Below are 17,257 nucleotides of genomic sequence, written 5' to 3' on the forward strand. Positions count from 1 at the left end.
GTATACCCAGCTGTATCGGCAGGCGCTCGGGAAACCTCCGGACTGCCTTGCGGCAGACCGCCAGCGGGAAGCTCAACTTTCTGCCATTGCGGTATACTCGCCGATCCGCCGAAACCCCAGGTACATCCTGAATGCCCAGCGCCGCACCTCCCCTCGACCTGCTGCTGATTCCTGACTGGCTGGTGCCGGTCGAGCCTGCCGGTGTGGTGCTGCGTGAACACGCGCTGGGCGTGCGTGACGGGCTGATCGCCTGGATCGGCCCGCGTGACCGCGCGCCGGCTGCCAATCAAGTGCGTGAGCTGCCCGACTGCCTGCTCACCCCTGGCCTGATCAACGCCCACGGCCACGCGGCCATGAGCCTGTTCCGCGGCCTGGCCGATGATCTGCCGTTGATGACCTGGCTCAAGCAGCACATCTGGCCAGCCGAGGCGCGCTGGGTCGACGAAGCCTTCGTGCGCGACGGTACCGACCTGGCCATCGCCGAACAGCTGCAGGGCGGCATCACCTGTTTCGCCGACATGTACTTCTTCCCCCGCGAAGCCTGCGACCGCGTGCATGAAAGCGGGATTCGCGCGCAGATCGCCGTGCCGCTGCTGGATTTTGCCGTGCCTGGCGCGCGCACCGCCGAAGAAGGCCTGCACCTGGCCATCGAACTGTTCGGCGACCTGCGCCACCACCCGCGCATCAGCATCGCCCTTGGGCCGCATGCGCCTTATACGGTGAGCGACGCCAACCTCGAGAAGATCCGCGTTATCGCCGACCAGCTAGACGCGCCGCTGCAGATGCACGTGCAGGAAACCGCCAGCGAGGTCGAGCAGGCGGTTGCCGCCACCGGCGAGCGGCCCCTGGCGCGGCTCGAGCGCCTCGGCCTGCTGGGCCCGCGCCTGCAGGCTGTGCATATGACCCAAGTCAGCGACGCTGACCTGGCCCTGCTGGTAGAAAGCAACACCAGCGTGGTCCACTGCCCCGAATCCAATCTCAAGCTGGCCAGCGGCTTCTGCCCGGTCGAGCGCCTGTGGCAGGCCGGCGTCAACGTCGCCCTGGGCACCGACGGTGCGGCCAGCAACAACGACCTCGACTTGCTCGGCGAAGCGCGCACCGCCGCGCTGCTGGCCAAAGCCGTGGCTGGCTCGGCCACCGCCCTGGACGCCCACCGCGCACTGCGCATGGCCACGTTGAACGGCGCACGCGCCCTGGGCATCGAAACCTGTACCGGCTCGCTGGAAGTGGGCAAGGCCGCCGACCTTGTGGTGTTCGATCTGTCCGGTCTGGCCCAGCAACCCGTGCACGACCCTGTTTCGCAACTGATTTACGCCACGGGCCGCGATTGCGTCCGCCATGTGTGGGTCGAAGGCCTGCATTTGCTCGACGAACGCCGCCTGACGCGCATGGACGCCCAGGCCCTGGCCGCCACCGCGCGGGCCTGGGGCGAACGCATCCGTGCCGGCGATCAATGACCGCGTGCCAGCCGAGGCTGGCAGCGCTGACACCTTTAATGAAGTTTTTCCGAGGAATGGTTCAATGAGCAACGTCGACCGCGCCGAAATTGCCAAGTTCGAGGCCCTGGCCCACCGCTGGTGGGACCGCGAGAGCGAGTTCAAGCCGCTGCACGACATCAACCCACTGCGCGTCAACTGGATCGATGAACGGGTCGGCCTGGCCGGCAAGAAAGTCCTCGACGTGGGTTGTGGCGGCGGCATTCTCAGTGAAGCCATGGCCCTGCGCGGCGCCAGCGTGACCGGCATCGACATGGGCGAGGCGCCGCTGTCGGTGGCGCGCCTGCACCAGTTGGAATCTGGGGTCGAGGTGGAGTACCGGCAGATCACCGCCGAGGCCCTGGCTGACGAAGCGGCCGGTCAGTTCGACGTGGTCACCTGCCTGGAAATGCTCGAGCACGTACCCGACCCTTCTTCGGTGATCGAAGCCTGCAAGCGATTGGTCAAACCCGGCGGCCAGGTGTTCTTCTCGACCATCAACCGCAACCCCAAGGCTTACCTGCTGGCCATCGTCGGTGCCGAGTACATCCTCAAGATGCTGCCGCGCGGCACCCACGACTTCAAGAAATTCATCCGCCCGTCCGAGCTGGGCGCCTGGAGCCGCAACGCCGGCCTCGAGGTCAAGGACATCATCGGCCTGACCTACAACCCGCTGACCAAGCACTACAAGCTCAGCAGCGATGTCGACGTCAACTACATGATCCAGACCCTGCGCGAGGAATGAGCATGCGCCTTCGAGCTGTACTGTTCGACATGGACGGCACCCTGCTGGATACCGCGCCGGACTTCATCGCCATCTGTCAGGCGATGCTTGCCGAACGCGGCCTGCCGGCGATTGCCGACAAGACCATCCGCGACGTGATTTCCGGCGGCGCGCGGGCGATGGTCGCAGCGACTTTCGCCATCGACCCGGACGATGAAGGCTTCGAGGCGCTGCGCCTGGAGTTCCTCGAGCGTTACCAGCAGGACTGCGCCGTGCACAGTGCGCTGTTCCCGGGCATGGCCGAACTGCTCGCCGACATCGAGAAAGGCAATCTGCTGTGGGGCGTGGTAACCAACAAGCCACTGCGTTTCGCCGAGCCGATCATGCAGCGCCTGGGGCTGGCCGAGCGTTCCGCGCTGTTGATCTGCCCCGACCACGTCAAACGCAGCAAGCCCGACCCTGAGCCGCTGACCCTGGCCTGCGCTACGCTCAAGCTCGACCCGGCCAGCGTGCTGTTCGTCGGTGACGACCTGCGCGACATCGAATCGGGACGCGACGCCGGCACCCGCACCGCGGCCGTACGCTATGGCTATATCCACCCCGAGGACAACCCCAACAACTGGGGTGCCGACGTGGTGGTGGACCACCCCCTGGAACTGCGCAAGGTGCTCGACAGCGCGCTGTGCGGGTGCTGAAGGCACCCTCCCGCCCTCCGATCTGAAGGACTCATTCCATGTTTGACTACACCGCCCGCCCCGAACTGCTCAAAGACCGGGTGATTCTGGTCACCGGCGCCGGCCGCGGTATCGGCGCCGCAGCGGCCAGGGCCTACGCCGCGCTGGGCGCCACGGTGCTGCTGCTGGGCAAGACCGAAGCCAACCTCAACGAGGTCTACGATCAGATCCTGGCCGCCGGCCACCCTGAACCTGTGGTGATACCGTTCAATCTGGAAACCGCCCTGGCGCACCAGTACGACGAACTGGCGGTGATGATCGAAAACCAGTTCGGCCGCCTCGACGGTTTGCTCAACAACGCCTCGATCATCGGCCCGCGCACGCCCCTGGAGCAGTTGTCGGGCGATAACTTCATGCGTGTCATGCACATCAACGTCAACGCCACCTTCATGCTCACCAGCACGCTGCTGCCGCTGCTCAAGCTGTCCGAGGACGCTTCGGTAGCGTTCACCTCCAGCAGCGTCGGCCGCGTCGGGCGCGCCTACTGGGGCGCGTATGGCGTGTCGAAGTTCGCCACCGAGGGCCTGATGCAGACCCTGGCCGACGAGCTTGAAGGTGTGGCCACGGTGCGCGCCAACAGCATCAACCCCGGCGCCACCCGCACCGGCATGCGCGCCCAGGCTTATCCCGGCGAAAACCCGCAGAACAACCCACTGCCCGAAGACATCCTGCCGGTCTACCTGTACCTGATGGGCCCGGACAGCAAGGGCATCAACGGCCAGGCCTTCAACGCGCAATAACCTCCTTGGCGAGCGGCGTCCACGCGCCGCTCGGCTTTGCCCCGCGACGCTGTCACAGCGATCCAGTAGACTCGCGCCCCGCCCTGCCTCCGGAGCCGTCCGTGCCCGCTACCGCACTTGTTCGCCTGTTGCTGCTCGCCGCCGTCTGGGGCGCGAGCTTTCTGTTCATGCGCATCATCGCCCCGCAACTGGGCACAGTGCCCACGGCGTTCTTTCGCGTCGCCATCGCCTGCCTTGGCCTGCTGGCCATCGTTGCCGTCTCAGGTGCAGGTTGGCGCTTCCAAGGCAAGCTCGGCGCCTGCCTGCTGCTGGGGATGATCAACTCCGGCATTCCGGCCACGCTGTATTCGGTGGCCGCGCAAGTGCTGCCGGCTGGCTATTCGGCGATCTTCAATGCCACCACGCCGCTGATGGGCGTGCTGATTGGCGCGCTGTTTTTCCAGGAAGCGCTCACCGCGGCCAAGCTGACGGGGATCTTCCTCGGCCTGCTGGGGGTGGGCATCCTCAGCGGCGCCGGGCCGGTGGCGCTGGATGCAGCGCTGTTGCAAGGCGCCCTGGCGTGCCTGGCGGCCACCACCTGCTATGGCTTTGCCGGTTACCTGGCGCGGCGCTGGGTCAGCGGCCTGGACAGCCGACTGTCGGCCTTGGGCAGCATGCTCGGCGCCACCCTGCTGCTGGCCCCGGCATTCGTCTGGAGCGCTGCCACCCAGCCTCCAGCCAGCTGGGGCGGCTGGCAGGTGTGGTTGTCGCTGCTGGGCCTGGGCCTGGTCTGCACGGCTTTCGCCTATGTGCTGTATTTCCGCCTGCTGGGCGATATCGGCCCGGTCAAGGCCAGTACCGTGACCTTCATGATTCCGGTATTCGGCGTGCTGTGGGGCGCCTGGCTGCTGGATGAGCCGCTGTCGCTGGCCCACGCCTATGGCGGCGCGCTGATCGCCGTGGCCTTGTGGCTGGTGCTGCGGCCAAGTGCCGTTCGGCCCGGCAAGCCGGCATGAGCACCGACGACGCTGCCACCTGCGGCGCGCGCAAGATCCTGGTACGCCTGGCGCACGACCACAACGGCTACCCCACCGCTTCGGTCGAGGGTCTGTGGGCGCAACCGGTCGAGGGTGGCTATCGCATCGACAGCCTGCCCTTCCATGCCTACGACGTGGCGCCGGGCGATATCGTCGAGGTGCGCATCGACGGCGAAATGGCCTGGCTGGAGCGCGTACGACACAGCAGCGGCGCCTCGGTGCTGCGGGTGATCGTCAAGGCTGCGGATGAGCTGAACGAGGTGCTCGTCGCGTTGCAACAGTTCGCCTGCCCTTGCGAGCTGGAGCGCTCGACACGGATGATCGCCGTGCACGTGCCGGCGCAGGTCGGCATCGATGCGCTGCTGTACTTCCTGCTGGTGCAACGCCAGGCGGGGGTGGTGGATTTCGAGGAGGGGGTGCTGCGGCACAGGTATTCGGCGGGGCTACCGCTGTAGCCGGAGTGATCCTGGGGCCGACAGCGGTAGCTTTTGAGGCGCTGAACTCAGAACAGCCAGCGATACAGCAGGTACGCCACCAGCACTGCCAGCACCGGGCGCAGGATGCGGTAGGCCTTGGGGTTGGCGCGCTTGAAGCGTTTGACGTGGGTGCTGAGCTTGTTGCTGAAGCGCTTGCTCCAGGCGTAGGCCTGGTTGATCCCGCCAACGCGTTCTTCATCGGTATTCTGCGGCGCGGTGGCACGGCCGAGGAAGGCACTGACCTTGCGATTGATGCGGGTCATCAGTGGGCTGGTCAGCGGACGCTCGACGTCGCAGAACAGAATCACCCGAGTCACCTCGGTTTCGTTCTTCACCCAATGCACGTAGGTTTCGTCGAACATCACGTCTTCGCCGTCGCGCCAGGCATACACCTGACCGTCGACGTAGATGCGGCAGTCGTCGGAGTTGGGCGTAGACAGCCCCAGGTGATAGCGCAACGAGCCGGCGAACGGATCGCGGTGCGGATTCAGGTGGCTACCGCCGGGCAGCAGGGCAAACATCGCGCCCTTGACGTTGGGAATGCTGCTGACCAACTCGACGGTGCGCGGGCACAGCGCCTCGGCCGAGGGCAGTGGCTTGTCGTACCACTTGAGGTAGAAACGCTTCCAGCCCTTCTTGAAGAACGAACCGAAACCGGCGTCGTTGTCTTTCTCGGCGGCGCGGATATAGCCCTCATCGAACAGGCGCATGGCCTCGACGCGGATTTCCTGCCAGTTGTCCTTCAGCACGTCCAGTTCGGGGAAGCGCTGGCGGTCGAGGTAAGGCTTGGACGGCACGCCCGAGAACAGGTACATCAGCGCGTTGTACGGAGCGAACAGCGCCGAGTGGTTGACGAACTGGCGCAGTACCGGCAGGCGCGCCTTGCCGCGCAGGTGCACGAACAGCACGCTGGCGAAGAACACCAGCAGCACACCCGCCTTGGCGATGAAGGAAAACGTCATGCAACACTCCTTGGAGAGAAAAACCGGCGATCGCAGGCAGATCGCGCGACATCATAAACCCATCCGCCCCAGGGAAAAACAACCCAGGGGCGGGCGGTGGTTCGGGAGTGTGCGGTGAAACCGGCGCAGAAACGTTGCGGCGGATCAGTCGAGGGTCATCACTGCTGGTTTTCCTGCTCGCTGAACAGGTCGCTGAACAGCATGCTCGACAGGTAGCGCTCGCCCGAGTCAGGCAGGATGACGACGATGGTCTTGCCCTGCATCTCGGGTTTCTCGGCCAGGCGCACCGCGGCCGCCATGGCCGCGCCGCAGGAGATACCGCAGAGGATGCCCTCTTCCTGCATCAAGCGCAGGGCCATGGCCTTGGATTCGTCATCGGTGACCGTTTCCACTTGATCGACCAGCGTCAGGTCGAGGTTCTTCGGAACGAAGCCGGCGCCGATGCCCTGGATCTTGTGCGGGCTGGGCTGCAGCTCCTGGCCGGCCAGGGTCTGGGTGATCAACGGCGAGCTGGCCGGCTCGACCGCCACCGAGAGAATCGGCTTGCCCTGGGTGTTCTTGATGTAGCGCGACACGCCGGTGATGGTGCCGCCGGTGCCGACGCCTGCGACCAGCACGTCCACCGCGCCGTCGGTATCATTCCAGATTTCCGGGCCGGTGGTCTTTTCATGGATCGCCGGGTTTGCCGGGTTCTCGAACTGGCCGGGCATGAAGTAGGCGTCAGGGTCGGAGGCGACGATTTCGCCAGCCTTCTCGATGGCGCCCTTCATGCCCTTGGCCGGCTCGGTCAGCACCAGTTCGGCGCCCAGCGCCTTGAGCACCTTGCGCCGCTCCAGGCTCATCGATGCCGGCATGGTCAGCAGCAGCTTGTAGCCACGCGCCGCAGCGACGAACGCCAGGCCAATGCCGGTGTTGCCCGAGGTCGGCTCGACCAGGGTCATGCCGGGGCGCAGCTTGCCGCTGGCTTCGGCGTCCCAGACCATGTTGGCGCCGATCCGACACTTGACCGAATAACCCGGGTTGCGCCCCTCGATCTTGGCCAGGATGGTCACCCCACGCGGCGCGATGCGGTTGATCTGGACCAGCGGCGTGTTGCCAATGGAGTGGGCGTTGTCTGCGAAGATGCGGCTCATTGCAGGGTCCTTGAGCAGGCGGGTTAGGCGTTCAAGGGTAAGCCTGCCCCGGGGAACCCGTAAAGCCCGTTCGAACTCGCCGCGCGGCAGCACGGTCAACCAGCTACCGCACTTGGGAGAGCCCCTGATGAAAGCCCGTTATCGCTGGCCGCTGCTCAGTATCGCCGGCCTGGTCGCGCTGCTGGTGGCCCTGCACCTGGCCCTGCCCTGGCTGGTGCGCGACTACCTCAACGGCAAACTGGCCGACATGGGCGAGTACCGTGGCGAGATCGCCGATGTCGACCTGGCCTGGTGGCGCGGCGCCTATAGCATCAACGGCCTGAAGATCGTCAAGACCAGCGGCAAGGTGCCGGTGCCGCTGCTGGAGGCGCCGCTGATCGACCTGTCGGTGAGCTGGCATTCGCTGTGGTACGACCAGGCGGTGGTCGCCCAGGTGACCTTCGAGCGGCCGGTGATCAACTTCGTCGACGGTGGCAGCAAGCAGAACTCGCAGTCTGGCCGCGGCACCGACTGGCGCCAGCAACTGGGCAAGCTGCTGCCCATCACCCTCAACGAAGTGCGCATCCACGACGGCAACGTGCGCTTTCGCAATTTCCAGTCCAAGCCACCGGTACAACTGCAGGCCACCCAGCTTGAAGCCAGCATCCATAACCTGACCAACGTACGCGACCAAGAGGGCCGCCGCGACGCCAGCTTCGAGGCCAAGGCGCGCCTGTTCGGCGATGCCAAGGTCGAGAGCAGCGCCACCTTCGACCCGTTCAGCGACTTCGACGACTTCCAGTTCCGCCTGCGCGCCAGCGACATCACCCTGCGCCAGCTCAATGATTTCGCCAGCGCCTACGGCAAGTTCGATTTCAACGCCGGCACGGGGGATGTGGTGATCGAGGCCCAGGCCGAAAACGGTCGCCTCAATGGCTATATCAAGCCGCTGCTGCGCGACGTCGAGGTGTTCGACTGGCAGCAGGACGTCGAGAACCAGAACAAGGGCTTTTTCCGCTCGGTCTGGGAAGCCTTGGTCGGCGCTGGGCAGACCGTGCTGAAGAACCAGCCGAAGAACCAGTTCGCCACCCGCGTCGAATTGCGCGGCAGCGTGCATCAGCAGGACATCAGCGCCTTCGAGGCCTTCCTGCAGATTCTGCGCAACGGCTTCGTGCAAGCGTTCAGCGCCCGCTATGAACAACCCAAGCCCGATGCCGAGTGACGCGCGTTTTCACGCCCGGCAACGGCGGTTATAGTCGCGGGCACCTTATTTGAAGCTTCTGAGGACCGCTGGATGAAATTCGAAGGCACCCGCGACTATGTCGCCACCGATGACCTCAAGCTTGCGGTCAACGCTGCGATCACCCTGCAGCGGCCGTTGCTGGTCAAAGGTGAGCCCGGCACCGGCAAGACCCTGCTGGCCGAGCAACTGGCGCAATCGTTCGGCGCGCGGCTGATCACCTGGCACATCAAGTCCACGACCAAGGCCCAGCAAGGCCTGTACGAATATGACGCGGTCAGCCGCCTGCGTGATTCGCAACTGGGCGTGGACAAGGTGCACGACGTACGCAACTACCTGAACAAGGGCAAGCTGTGGGAAGCCTTCGAGGCCGATGAGCGGGTGGTGTTGCTGATCGATGAGATCGACAAGGCCGACATCGAATTCCCCAACGACCTGCTGCAAGAACTCGACAAGATGGAGTTCTACGTCTACGAGACCGACGAGACCATCAAGGCCCGTCATCGGCCGATCATCATCATTACCTCGAACAATGAAAAGGAGCTGCCCGACGCCTTCCTGCGCCGCTGCTTCTTCCACTACATCGCCTTCCCCGACCGCACCACCTTGCAGCGCATCGTCGATGTGCATTACCCCGACATCAGCCAGTCGCTGGTCAGCGAGGCGCTGGACGTGTTCTTCGATGTGCGCAAGGTACCGGGGCTCAAGAAAAAGCCGTCCACCTCCGAACTGGTCGACTGGCTCAAGTTGCTGATGGCCGACAACATCAGCGAAGCGGTGCTGCGCGAGCGCGACCCGACCAAGGCCATTCCTCCGCTGGCAGGGGCTCTTGTGAAGAACGAGCAGGACGTGCAACTGCTCGAGCGCCTGGCCTTCATGAGCCGTCGCGGCAATCGCTGAGGAGCCTGGCCATGCTGCTCAACCTGTTCACCGAACTGCGCGCGGCCAAGGTGCCGGTATCGCTGCGCGAGTTGCTCGACCTGCATGCGGCGCTGGAGCAGCACGTGGTGTTCGCCGACATGCAGCAGTTCTACTTCCTCGCCCGCGCCATCCTGGTCAAGGACGAGCGGCATTTCGACAAGTTCGACCGCGCCTTTGCCGCCTATTTCGACGGCCTGCAAGACCTCGACCAGCACCTCGAAGCGTTGATTCCCGAAGAGTGGCTGCGCAAGGAGTTCGAGCGCTCGCTGAGCGCCGAAGAGCGCGCGCAGATTCAGTCGCTGGGCGGTCTGGACAAGCTCATAGAGGCGTTCAAGCAGCGCCTGGCCGAGCAGAAGGAACGCCATGCCGGCGGCAACAAGTGGATAGGCACCGGTGGCACCAGCCCGTTCGGCTCGGGTGGCCACAACCCCGAAGGCATTCGCGTCGGCGATGCCGGCGAACGCCAGGGCAAGGCGGTGAAAGTGTGGGAACAGCGCGAGTACCGCAACCTCGATGACCAGGTCGAGCTGGGCACGCGCAACATCAAACTGGCCCTGCGCCGCCTGCGCAAGTTCGCCCGCCAGGGCGCGGCGGACGAGTTCGATATCGCCGGCACCATCGATCAGACGGCCCGCGATGCCGGCCTGCTCAACATCCAGATGCGCCCCGAGCGGCGCAACGCGGTCAAGCTGCTGTTGCTGTTCGACATCGGCGGCTCGATGGACGCCCACGTGAAGGTGTGCGAAGAGCTGTTCTCGGCGTGTCGCAGCGAGTTCAAGCACCTGGAGTATTACTACTTCCACAACTTCATCTATGAAACGGTATGGAAGAACAACCTGCGTCGCAACAGCGAGCGCATGGCGACCTTCGACCTGCTGCACAAATACGGCGACGACTACAGCGTGATCTTCGTCGGTGATGCCGCCATGGCGCCCTACGAAATCACCCAGCCGGGCGGCAGCGTCGAGCACTGGAACGAGGAAGCCGGCGCTGTGTGGATGCAGCGGCTGCTGGAAAAATTCAGCAAGGTCATCTGGATCAACCCGTATCCGCTGCGCGCCTGGGACTACACCGCCTCGACCCAGCTGGTGCGCGAGCTGATCGGCGAGCGAATGTTCCCGATGACCTTGCAAGGCCTGGAAGACGGCATGAAGTACCTGGCCAAGTGAGAAAGGCCCTGCCCGTCCCAGCACAGGCTCAGCCGTACAGGCCGCTCACTGCGCCGCTTTCAATGCCTCCAGCGCAGGCTCGGCAGCGATGCCGACGTGCGCAGCCAGTTCCAGCACCCGCGGCAGGTCGTTTTGACCGACGATGATCATCTGCAGCGGGTCGTCCAGCAGCTGGCTGAAGTTGATCAGCACGTAACCACCGGCCTCCTTGTTCAAGGCAGCCATCTGCACCTGGATGCGGTTCAGTGCCGTCAGCGCTTCGGTGCGCTGCAATTGCTTGGGCTTGAGGTTGAAACCGATGCTGGGGTCGAACGACGCGCTGATGACTTCGAACAACTGCGGGTAGCTTTCGGCCTGGAACAGCACGGTATCGGGCAAGCTGCCGACCACGACCCACTCGCCCAAGGGGATGGGGAAGCTGTCGTCGTAGTTGATATCAGGGTTGGCAGCGAGGAACGCGGCCGGGTCTGCATAGGCCTGGGCCGCTTCCTCGGCGATACGCTCGATGTCGGCCTCGGGCATGCAGCCTGCGCCGATGAGGCTGATGAGTTCGCGCAGTGAATCTTTCATGGGAGGGGCCTGGCACCTTGGAAAAAGGTGCCAAGGATACCCCCCGGGCGGTCAGCCAGCCAGCGCTTGCAGACGCTCGACCGCTTCCACCGCGCCCATGGTCTGCGCCGCCACCAGTGCCGTGGCGCCGCGAGCGTCGCGGTGCGTGGGGTCGGCACCTTCGGCCAGCAGGTACTCGAGAATTTCGCCGCGGTTGAACATGGCCGCAAGCATCAGCGCGGTACGGCCATCCTGCGCAGCGGCATCGACCGGCACGCCGTTCTCGACCAGCAGACGAATCATTGGCAGATCGCCCTTGAATGCCGCACCGGCGATGGGTAGCTGGTTGTTGTCGTTGGCGATCAGCGGGTCTGCACCATGGCGCAGCAGCACCTGCACCGCCTCGAAATGCCCGTGATAGCTCGCCAGCATCAGCAACGTGTCGCCCTTGCCATTGCGCAGGTCGACCGGCAGACCGCTGCTGATCAGGCGATCGAGCATCTGCGCGTCGCCCGCGCGAGCGCAGTCGAAAACTTGTGCGGCGAAGGCGGCGGTTTCTTCATCGGTCATGGCAGCGGGGGCAGCGTCTTGCATGGTGAACCTCCTGGCAGAATGTGAGCCCAATGATGTGTGAGGCTGCACGGCGCGGGCAAAGGTTCCGAATCTATCGTCGCGACAGAGTCAGGCTATTTGTCTGCCTGGCTACGCGTGCTGTCGATCAGCGCGGGAAAGGCTGGCATTGCAAAATGCACTGTGCAAAATGCACGACCTTGCAGGCTGCATGGAAGCACTTCTGCAAAAACATCATAACTAACTGATTTAAAAGGTTTTTATCTAAATCAAAATGCTGGCACAGTCGCTGCAACTACTGAACATAGAATCTTCGACCATTCCCGTTCAGGAGTTGACATGGACCTTATCCAACAGAAATTCACCTCGATTTTCCCGGCTTTCCAAGTCAATACCCAGCCTCGCCCTGACGGAGGCGTTCTGCTGACCCTGCGCGCCACCGATGGCAAAGTCAGCCGCCGTGTGCTGTCTTACGGCCAACTGCACAGCGCCGAGCAGCTGTCCTGGGCGATCAGCGCCATCCGCCGTGACCTGGCCGAACAAGCCAGCGAACTGCCAGTGATTTCCATGCTGCAGAGCCAACAGCGCTTCGCCCTGCCAACCTACCGCTGATCGCTGCACGCAGCACCGCGCCAACAGGGGCCATGACTATGGCCCCTCGAATCGCTCAGAGTTCATCCATCCCCGGAAATGCCTTCGCCGTCGAAGCCTCTTCGAATACCGGCAACCCCCCTTCTTCTGCCAGCAACCTCAGCGCCAGGCAAAACGGCCGATCGCCTAGACTCAGCCAGCGCCCCGCACCTTGTGGTACCCGCAGTACATCGCCCTTCTCGCTCAGCAGCGCGCAGACCCAGTCGCCGCAACGCACGCTCACCTGTGCCCGCCCGCTGACTACGACGAACACTTCATCACATCCATAGCTGTGCTCGTCCGCCAGCCACAGATTGCTGTCGCTGTCGCCATCGACGTCGATCACGCTGACGGCCTGACAGCGCTGCTCGTCCAGCCATTGCCCTACGCGTTCACCCAGCGCTTGCAAGGCCGCCTCAGCCCCGGCGCCGGGCCGCGGCGGTGAGGCGATTTCGCTGCGGCTGTAGCCCAGGCCATGCTCGGCCAGGGTGGAGCGGATGTCGTCGCTGTGGGTCAGCACCTTGTAGGGCTGTTGCACATCGCTGTAGTGAAAGACGCTGAGAATGCTCATGGCGATTGACTCCTGCGCGCGCTCAGACCGAGCGCGGTGATGATGGCAGCGGCCAGAGCGGCAACGCTGGCCACGGCAAAAGTGAAGGATGGACCCAAGAGGTTCCAGCTATAGCCTGCATACAGTGCGCCCAGAGCGCCGCCGGTGCCCGACAGTGCGGCATACAGCGCCTGGCCCTGACCCTGCTGGCGTGCAGCGAAACTGGCCTGGACGAAAGCGATGCTGGCTGCATGGAAGCAGCCGAACGTGGCGGCGTGCAGCAGTTGTGCCAGCACCAGCAGCCCGGGAATGTCGGCCAATGTCCCGAGCAACAGCCAGCGGCCACTGGCGAGCAGAAAGCTCACCAGCAGCACCGCCTGCACCGAACAGCGGGCAAAGACTCGGCTCATCAGCAAGAACATCAGCACCTCGGCCACCACGCCAAGCGCCCACAGCAAGCCGATGGCGCTGCGGCTATAGCCCAGTTGCTCCAGGTGCAAGGTGAGGAAGGTGTAGTACGGGCCGTGGCTCAGTTGCATCAGCGCCACGCAGGCGTAGAAGGCCAGCACGCCAGGCGCACGCAGTTGGCGCAGAAAACCTTGTGCCGCAGGGCGCTCGCCCTGTTCCAGCGGTTGCGCCGAAGGCACCCACAGACTGGCAACGACAATGGCCGCCATGATCGCCAGCACCGCCAGCGGATACACATCCAGGCTCAACCACTCGAACAGCCGGCCGAGGCCGACCACGGCGAGGATGAAGCCGATCGAGCCCCACAGGCGCACCTGGCTGTAGCGTGATGTCTGCCCGTGCAGGTGCGCCAGGGTGATGACCTCGAACTGCGGCAGCACCGCGTGCCAGAAGAACGCATGCAGCGCCATCACCAGCGCCAGCCAGGCGTAGCTGTGCTCGATGAAGATCAGCGCAAAGCTTGCCAGCGTGCACAGCGCGCCGAGGCGCACGATCAGCAGACGCCGACCGCTGCGGTCACCCAGCCAGCCCCACAGGTTGGGCGCCACGCAGCGCATCAGCATGGGAATGGCCACCAGCTCGCCGATGCGGGCCGGGGAAAACCCCAGGTGATGGAAATACAGCGACAGAAAAGGCGCGGTGGCACCGAGCAAGGCGAAATAGCAGAGGTAGAAGCTGGACAGGCGCCAGTAGGGAATGGGCATTGGCAATTCGATCCGATCAGGTCGTGGCGGCCAGCCGGGGCGACCCGGTCAGCCGCACACCTGGGAGCCGACGCAGACCGCCGTTATCGACAGCCGGCCCCGGCAGCGTAGCGCTCGCTCAGCGCTGACCCAGTACCGGCGTCTCGACCCGCACATCGGCGTTCTGTCCACGGTGGCGCAGCAGGTGATCCATCAGCACGATGGCCATCATCGCCTCGGCAATAGGCGTTGCGCGGATGCCCACGCAGGGGTCGTGACGGCCCTTGGTGATCACCTCGACCTCATTGCCATGCACATCGATCGAGCGCCCCGGCACGGTGATGCTGGAGGTCGGCTTGAGCGCCAGGTGAGCCACGATCGGCTGGCCCGAAGAAATCCCGCCGAGAATGCCGCCGGCGTTGTTGCTGAGAAACCCTTCCGGGGTCAGCTCGTCGCGGTGCTCGGTGCCACGCTGGGCGACACTGGCAAAGCCTGCGCCGATCTCCACGCCCTTGACCGCATTGATGCTCATAAGCGCATGGGCCAGCTCGGCGTCGAGGCGGTCGAAAATCGGCTCGCCCAGACCAGGCATCACGCCCTCGGCGACCACGGTGATCTTCGCCCCTACCGAGTCCTGGTCGCGGCGCAGTTGGTCCATGTACGCCTCGAGCTCGGGCACCTTGCTCGGGTCGGGGCTGAAGAAGGCGTTCTGCTCGACACTGTCCCAGCTGTGGAAGGGAATTTCGATCGGGCCGAGCTGGCTCATGTAGCCGCGCACGCGGATGCCCTGGGTGGCGAGAAACTTCTTGGCGATGGCACCGGCCGCGACGCGCATGGCGGTTTCCCGCGCCGAGCTGCGGCCACCGCCGCGGTAGTCGCGCTCGCCATACTTGTGGTGGTAGGTGTAGTCGGCGTGGGCCGGGCGGAACAGGTCCTTGATCGCCGAGTAGTCCTTGGATTTCTGGTCGGTGTTGCGAATCAGCAGTCCGATCGAGCAGCCGGTGGTGCGACCCTCGAAGACCCCGGACAGAATCTCCACTTCATCGGCTTCCTGGCGCTGGGTGGTGTGCCGGCTGGTGCCGGGCTTGCGCCGGTCGAGGTCGTGCTGCAGGTCAGCCAGGGAAATCTCCAGGCCCGGTGGGCATCCATCGACAATGGCGACCAACGCCGGGCCATGGCTTTCGCCAGCGGTGGTGACAGTGAACAGCTTGCCGTAGGTATTGCCGGACATGGACGCTCCGCGAATCTGCCTGAAGTGAACGAGGCGGGCAGTATACGGAAAATGGCGCTGACCGGTGTAGGCGCGATCGCCGGATCAGGCCGCGCCAGGGCAGAACCTTCATCGGGCCTCTGGGTCTGAGTGTCATCTCCCCACGTAGCCCCTCTCCATGAAGTCGCGCCTTGTCGCTGTGTTGCTGTTGTCGCTGTGTGCCAGCCTGGTCCATGCCGCCGTTCCTACCGTACTGCAACGCCCTATCGAACTGGACACCGGCGTCGGTGTGCTGCACGGCAGCCTGCTGCTGCCGCAACTGGACACCCCGCCGCCGGTGGTGCTGATCATCGCAGGTTCCGGGCCGACCGACCGCGACGGCAACAATCCGGCCTCGGGCCGCGTCGACAACCTCAAGCGCCTGGCCCTGCTGCTGGCCCGGCAGAACATCGCCAGCGTGCGCTACGACAAACGCGGCGTGGCCGCCAGCCAGCCGGCCACGCCGGACGAGCGCGACCTCAGCGTGGAACGCTATGTCGCCGATGCGGTGGCCTGGGGTCGGCAGTTGCGCAGCGATTCACGCTTCGGCCCGTTGATCATCGTCGGCCACAGCGAAGGTGCGCTGATCGCAAGCCTCGCGGCTCATGACGCCGGTGCCAGCGCCGTGGTGACCCTGGCGGGCAGTGGCCGGCCGATCGCCGAGGTGCTGCGCGAGCAACTGGCCAGGCGCCTGGGCCCTGCCGACATGCTGCGCGGCAACCTGCTCCTCGACCACCTGCAAGCTGGGCAGACCAGCCTCGACGTCCCTGCCCCACTGCGTCAGGCGTTTCGTCCGAGCGTGCAGCCGTACCTGATTTCCCTGCTGCGCCAGGACCCGGCAGCGGCGTTCGCCAGGCTCCAGGTACCTGCACTGATCATCCAGGGCCGCAACGACGTGCAAGTGGAAGTGCTCGACGCCCAGCGCCTGCAAGAAGCCAAGCCGGATGCCCAACTGGTGCTGATCAACGGCATGAACCACATGCTGCGCATCAGCCCGCGGGACATGAGCCAGCAGCGCGACAGCTACCGCAACCCAGAACTGCCTCTGGCGCGGCAGCTTGGCGAAAGCCTGGTGAGCTTCATTCGCGGTCTGCCTCAGGCATGAACCGCTCAGGTTGCCGGGATTGCTGCCGATAGCCTGGCATTGATCCCGCAGCCGCAGCGTCTGAACGCCCCGATTGCGGTCTGGCTGGATTCGAGGACCACCCCATGAGCATTGACCCCACCCCCGCAGAGCCGGCCCTCACGCCGCCTGCGCCTGACGCTGCGCCGCTGCCGTGGGCAGACCTCGCCTGCGAGCACTTCCTGCTGCTGCGCCTGAGCCCGCAACCCACCGAACGCACCGGCCCGCGGCCGTTGCGTTTCGTGCAACTGGGCCACGCCGAGCGCTACAGCAAGACCCACGCCCTGCTGCGCATGCAGATCAGCCTGCCGGGGCAGTTGACGCACAAGGAAAAGAATCAAGTGGACGTGCGCGTCGATCATGCCGAGCGCGCGGTGCAGATCGGCGCAGCGTTGCAGCTCGAGCCGATCAACCGTGGCCTGGGCCGCTTCCTGCTGGCCAAGGCGGCGCGCTGGCTACAGCAGCGCTGGCCGGACTACCGCGTGCAAGGCCTGGAGCTGGCCAGCAACGAGGTGCTCAGCGACGACGCCCGCCAGCGCCGCGACCATCTGCTGCGCGCTGCCGGCCTGGACGTCAGCTATGCCGACGGCCCGGCGGCCAAGGCGCGCGTGCTCGATGCCGCGGTCAGCCAGCTGCGCCCGCACTGGAACGAGGACAAAGTGCAAGTCTTGCCGGTGCTCGACACCGCGGCGCTGTTGCAGCAGGCCGAGCAGCAGCTGCAAGAATTGACCGTGCAACTGCGTGAACGCGACGAGCGCGTGGCGCGGGTCGAGCGCGAAGACAGCGGGCTGCGCTTCACCATCACCTGCCTGGTGGCTTTCGCGGTGTTCCAGGCCGGGCTGCTGATTTTCATCGCCACCCGCTGA

Annotated in this window: 19 protein-coding genes; 12 read left to right on the top strand and 7 right to left on the bottom strand. The window is 64.9% G+C overall.

Annotated features, from left to right (window positions below):
* The first annotated feature begins 131 nt into the window (after nucleotides 1-131).
* The 6 genes from H618_RS0108460 (at nucleotide 132) to H618_RS0108485 (ending at nucleotide 5,144) form a co-directional block, all read left to right on the top strand.
* Entirely contained in the window at nucleotides 132-1,457 is a 1,326-nt protein-coding gene (locus H618_RS0108460) for a TRZ/ATZ family hydrolase (RefSeq protein WP_028694665.1), read from the top strand.
* A 64-nt stretch (nucleotides 1,458-1,521) separates the two neighbouring features.
* Nucleotides 1,522-2,220 carry a bifunctional 2-polyprenyl-6-hydroxyphenol methylase/3-demethylubiquinol 3-O-methyltransferase UbiG gene (gene ubiG, locus H618_RS0108465; protein WP_028694666.1) on the top strand — a complete coding sequence of 233 codons (699 nt, stop codon included), beginning with the start codon at nucleotides 1,522-1,524 and terminating at the stop codon, nucleotides 2,218-2,220.
* Between the two features lie 2 nt (nucleotides 2,221-2,222).
* Nucleotides 2,223-2,894: an N-acetylmuramic acid 6-phosphate phosphatase MupP gene (gene mupP, locus H618_RS0108470; RefSeq protein WP_028694667.1), complete on the top strand. Its 672-nt coding sequence runs from the start codon at nucleotides 2,223-2,225 to the stop codon at nucleotides 2,892-2,894.
* A 38-nt stretch (nucleotides 2,895-2,932) separates the two neighbouring features.
* Complete coding sequence (locus H618_RS0108475) at nucleotides 2,933-3,673, top strand: YciK family oxidoreductase (protein ID WP_028694668.1); 741 nt, start codon at nucleotides 2,933-2,935, stop codon at nucleotides 3,671-3,673.
* 101 nt (nucleotides 3,674-3,774) lie between these two features.
* Complete coding sequence (locus tag H618_RS0108480; protein ID WP_033727562.1) at nucleotides 3,775-4,668, top strand: DMT family transporter; 894 nt, start codon at nucleotides 3,775-3,777, stop codon at nucleotides 4,666-4,668.
* Nucleotides 4,665-5,144: a DUF4265 domain-containing protein gene (locus H618_RS0108485; protein WP_028694670.1), complete on the top strand. Its 480-nt coding sequence runs from the start codon at nucleotides 4,665-4,667 to the stop codon at nucleotides 5,142-5,144. Before H618_RS0108480 ends, H618_RS0108485 begins: the two co-directional genes overlap by 4 nt.
* Before the next feature lie 47 nt (nucleotides 5,145-5,191).
* Here the strand turns inward: H618_RS0108485 and H618_RS0108490 are convergent, their stop codons facing one another.
* Entirely contained in the window at nucleotides 5,192-6,127 is a 936-nt protein-coding gene (locus tag H618_RS0108490) for an aspartyl/asparaginyl beta-hydroxylase domain-containing protein (RefSeq protein WP_028694671.1), read from the bottom strand.
* A 158-nt stretch (nucleotides 6,128-6,285) separates the two neighbouring features.
* A complete protein-coding gene (gene cysK / locus H618_RS0108495; protein ID WP_028694672.1) occupies nucleotides 6,286-7,260 on the bottom strand; it encodes a cysteine synthase A in 975 nt (324 codons plus the stop codon).
* 127 nt (nucleotides 7,261-7,387) lie between these two features.
* On the opposite strand from cysK, the gene H618_RS0108500 reads away from it, so the two are divergent.
* The 3 genes from H618_RS0108500 (at nucleotide 7,388) to H618_RS0108510 (ending at nucleotide 10,569) form a co-directional block, all read left to right on the top strand.
* The gene (locus H618_RS0108500; protein WP_028694673.1) at nucleotides 7,388-8,461 is read left to right on the top strand and encodes an AsmA family protein; all 1,074 of its coding nucleotides are present in this window, start codon (nucleotides 7,388-7,390) and stop codon (nucleotides 8,459-8,461) included.
* A 72-nt stretch (nucleotides 8,462-8,533) separates the two neighbouring features.
* Nucleotides 8,534-9,379 (top strand): AAA family ATPase, encoded by an 846-nt coding sequence (locus H618_RS0108505; protein WP_028694674.1) that lies wholly within the window; start codon nucleotides 8,534-8,536, stop codon nucleotides 9,377-9,379.
* An 11-nt stretch (nucleotides 9,380-9,390) separates the two neighbouring features.
* Nucleotides 9,391-10,569: a vWA domain-containing protein gene (locus H618_RS0108510; protein ID WP_028694675.1), complete on the top strand. Its 1,179-nt coding sequence runs from the start codon at nucleotides 9,391-9,393 to the stop codon at nucleotides 10,567-10,569.
* Nucleotides 10,570-10,614: 45 nt separating this feature from the next.
* On the opposite strand, the gene H618_RS0108515 is transcribed toward H618_RS0108510, so the two are convergent.
* Nucleotides 10,615-11,139: a hypothetical protein gene (locus H618_RS0108515; protein WP_028694676.1), complete on the bottom strand. Its 525-nt coding sequence runs from the start codon at nucleotides 11,137-11,139 to the stop codon at nucleotides 10,615-10,617.
* Between the two features lie 51 nt (nucleotides 11,140-11,190).
* Nucleotides 11,191-11,712 (bottom strand): ankyrin repeat domain-containing protein, encoded by a 522-nt coding sequence (locus H618_RS0108520; protein WP_028694677.1) that lies wholly within the window; start codon nucleotides 11,710-11,712, stop codon nucleotides 11,191-11,193.
* Nucleotides 11,713-12,027: 315 nt separating this feature from the next.
* On the opposite strand from H618_RS0108520, the gene H618_RS0108525 reads away from it, so the two are divergent.
* Nucleotides 12,028-12,300, top strand: a complete 273-nt coding sequence (locus H618_RS0108525; protein ID WP_028694678.1) for a DUF3509 domain-containing protein — start codon at nucleotides 12,028-12,030, stop codon at nucleotides 12,298-12,300.
* 55 nt (nucleotides 12,301-12,355) lie between these two features.
* Here the strand turns inward: H618_RS0108525 and H618_RS0108530 are convergent, their stop codons facing one another.
* The 3 genes from H618_RS0108530 to aroC all read right to left on the bottom strand — a co-directional run bounded on the left by H618_RS0108530 (nucleotide 12,356) and on the right by aroC (nucleotide 15,250).
* The gene (locus H618_RS0108530) at nucleotides 12,356-12,889 is read right to left on the bottom strand and encodes a hypothetical protein (RefSeq protein WP_028694679.1); all 534 of its coding nucleotides are present in this window, start codon (nucleotides 12,887-12,889) and stop codon (nucleotides 12,356-12,358) included.
* A complete protein-coding gene (locus tag H618_RS0108535; protein ID WP_033727564.1) occupies nucleotides 12,886-14,040 on the bottom strand; it encodes an MFS transporter in 1,155 nt (384 codons plus the stop codon). Before H618_RS0108535 ends, H618_RS0108530 begins: the two co-directional genes overlap by 4 nt.
* 118 nt (nucleotides 14,041-14,158) lie before the next feature.
* On the bottom strand, nucleotides 14,159-15,250 hold the full coding sequence (gene aroC, locus H618_RS0108540; protein WP_028694681.1) for a chorismate synthase: 1,092 nt from the start codon (nucleotides 15,248-15,250) through the stop codon (nucleotides 14,159-14,161).
* Nucleotides 15,251-15,407: 157 nt separating this feature from the next.
* Here aroC and H618_RS0108545 point away from each other — a divergent pair, with 157 nt between their 5' ends.
* Together H618_RS0108545 and H618_RS0108550 are read left to right on the top strand one after the other, a co-directional pair.
* Nucleotides 15,408-16,373 (top strand): alpha/beta hydrolase, encoded by a 966-nt coding sequence (locus H618_RS0108545; protein ID WP_028694682.1) that lies wholly within the window; start codon nucleotides 15,408-15,410, stop codon nucleotides 16,371-16,373.
* Between the two features lie 104 nt (nucleotides 16,374-16,477).
* Nucleotides 16,478-17,257: a hypothetical protein gene (locus H618_RS0108550; RefSeq protein WP_028694683.1), complete on the top strand. Its 780-nt coding sequence runs from the start codon at nucleotides 16,478-16,480 to the stop codon at nucleotides 17,255-17,257.

This window comes from Pseudomonas cremoricolorata DSM 17059 = NBRC 16634, from assembly GCF_000425745.1.
GTDB lineage: Bacteria > Pseudomonadota > Gammaproteobacteria > Pseudomonadales > Pseudomonadaceae > Aquipseudomonas > Aquipseudomonas cremoricolorata.

What these genes read in the sequence shown, in the direction of transcription:
- H618_RS0108550 (WP_028694683.1), top strand. Translation starts at nt 16,478, where the DNA reads ATGAGCATTGACCCCACCCCCGCAGAGCCGGCCCTCACGCCGCCTGCG.
- aroC (WP_028694681.1), bottom strand. Translation starts at nt 15,250, where the DNA reads ATGTCCGGCAATACCTACGGCAAGCTGTTCACTGTCACCACCGCTGGC.
- H618_RS0108500 (WP_028694673.1), top strand. Translation starts at nt 7,388, where the DNA reads ATGAAAGCCCGTTATCGCTGGCCGCTGCTCAGTATCGCCGGCCTGGTC.
- H618_RS0108505 (WP_028694674.1), top strand. Translation starts at nt 8,534, where the DNA reads ATGAAATTCGAAGGCACCCGCGACTATGTCGCCACCGATGACCTCAAG.
- H618_RS0108510 (WP_028694675.1), top strand. Translation starts at nt 9,391, where the DNA reads ATGCTGCTCAACCTGTTCACCGAACTGCGCGCGGCCAAGGTGCCGGTA.
- cysK (WP_028694672.1), bottom strand. Translation starts at nt 7,260, where the DNA reads ATGAGCCGCATCTTCGCAGACAACGCCCACTCCATTGGCAACACGCCG.
- H618_RS0108525 (WP_028694678.1), top strand. Translation starts at nt 12,028, where the DNA reads ATGGACCTTATCCAACAGAAATTCACCTCGATTTTCCCGGCTTTCCAA.
- H618_RS0108485 (WP_028694670.1), top strand. Translation starts at nt 4,665, where the DNA reads ATGAGCACCGACGACGCTGCCACCTGCGGCGCGCGCAAGATCCTGGTA.
- H618_RS0108530 (WP_028694679.1), bottom strand. Translation starts at nt 12,889, where the DNA reads ATGAGCATTCTCAGCGTCTTTCACTACAGCGATGTGCAACAGCCCTAC.
- H618_RS0108475 (WP_028694668.1), top strand. Translation starts at nt 2,933, where the DNA reads ATGTTTGACTACACCGCCCGCCCCGAACTGCTCAAAGACCGGGTGATT.
- H618_RS0108460 (WP_028694665.1), top strand. Translation starts at nt 132, where the DNA reads ATGCCCAGCGCCGCACCTCCCCTCGACCTGCTGCTGATTCCTGACTGG.
- H618_RS0108535 (WP_033727564.1), bottom strand. Translation starts at nt 14,040, where the DNA reads ATGCCCATTCCCTACTGGCGCCTGTCCAGCTTCTACCTCTGCTATTTC.
- H618_RS0108545 (WP_028694682.1), top strand. Translation starts at nt 15,408, where the DNA reads ATGAAGTCGCGCCTTGTCGCTGTGTTGCTGTTGTCGCTGTGTGCCAGC.
- mupP (WP_028694667.1), top strand. Translation starts at nt 2,223, where the DNA reads ATGCGCCTTCGAGCTGTACTGTTCGACATGGACGGCACCCTGCTGGAT.
- H618_RS0108520 (WP_028694677.1), bottom strand. Translation starts at nt 11,712, where the DNA reads ATGCAAGACGCTGCCCCCGCTGCCATGACCGATGAAGAAACCGCCGCC.
- H618_RS0108515 (WP_028694676.1), bottom strand. Translation starts at nt 11,139, where the DNA reads ATGAAAGATTCACTGCGCGAACTCATCAGCCTCATCGGCGCAGGCTGC.
- H618_RS0108490 (WP_028694671.1), bottom strand. Translation starts at nt 6,127, where the DNA reads ATGACGTTTTCCTTCATCGCCAAGGCGGGTGTGCTGCTGGTGTTCTTC.
- ubiG (WP_028694666.1), top strand. Translation starts at nt 1,522, where the DNA reads ATGAGCAACGTCGACCGCGCCGAAATTGCCAAGTTCGAGGCCCTGGCC.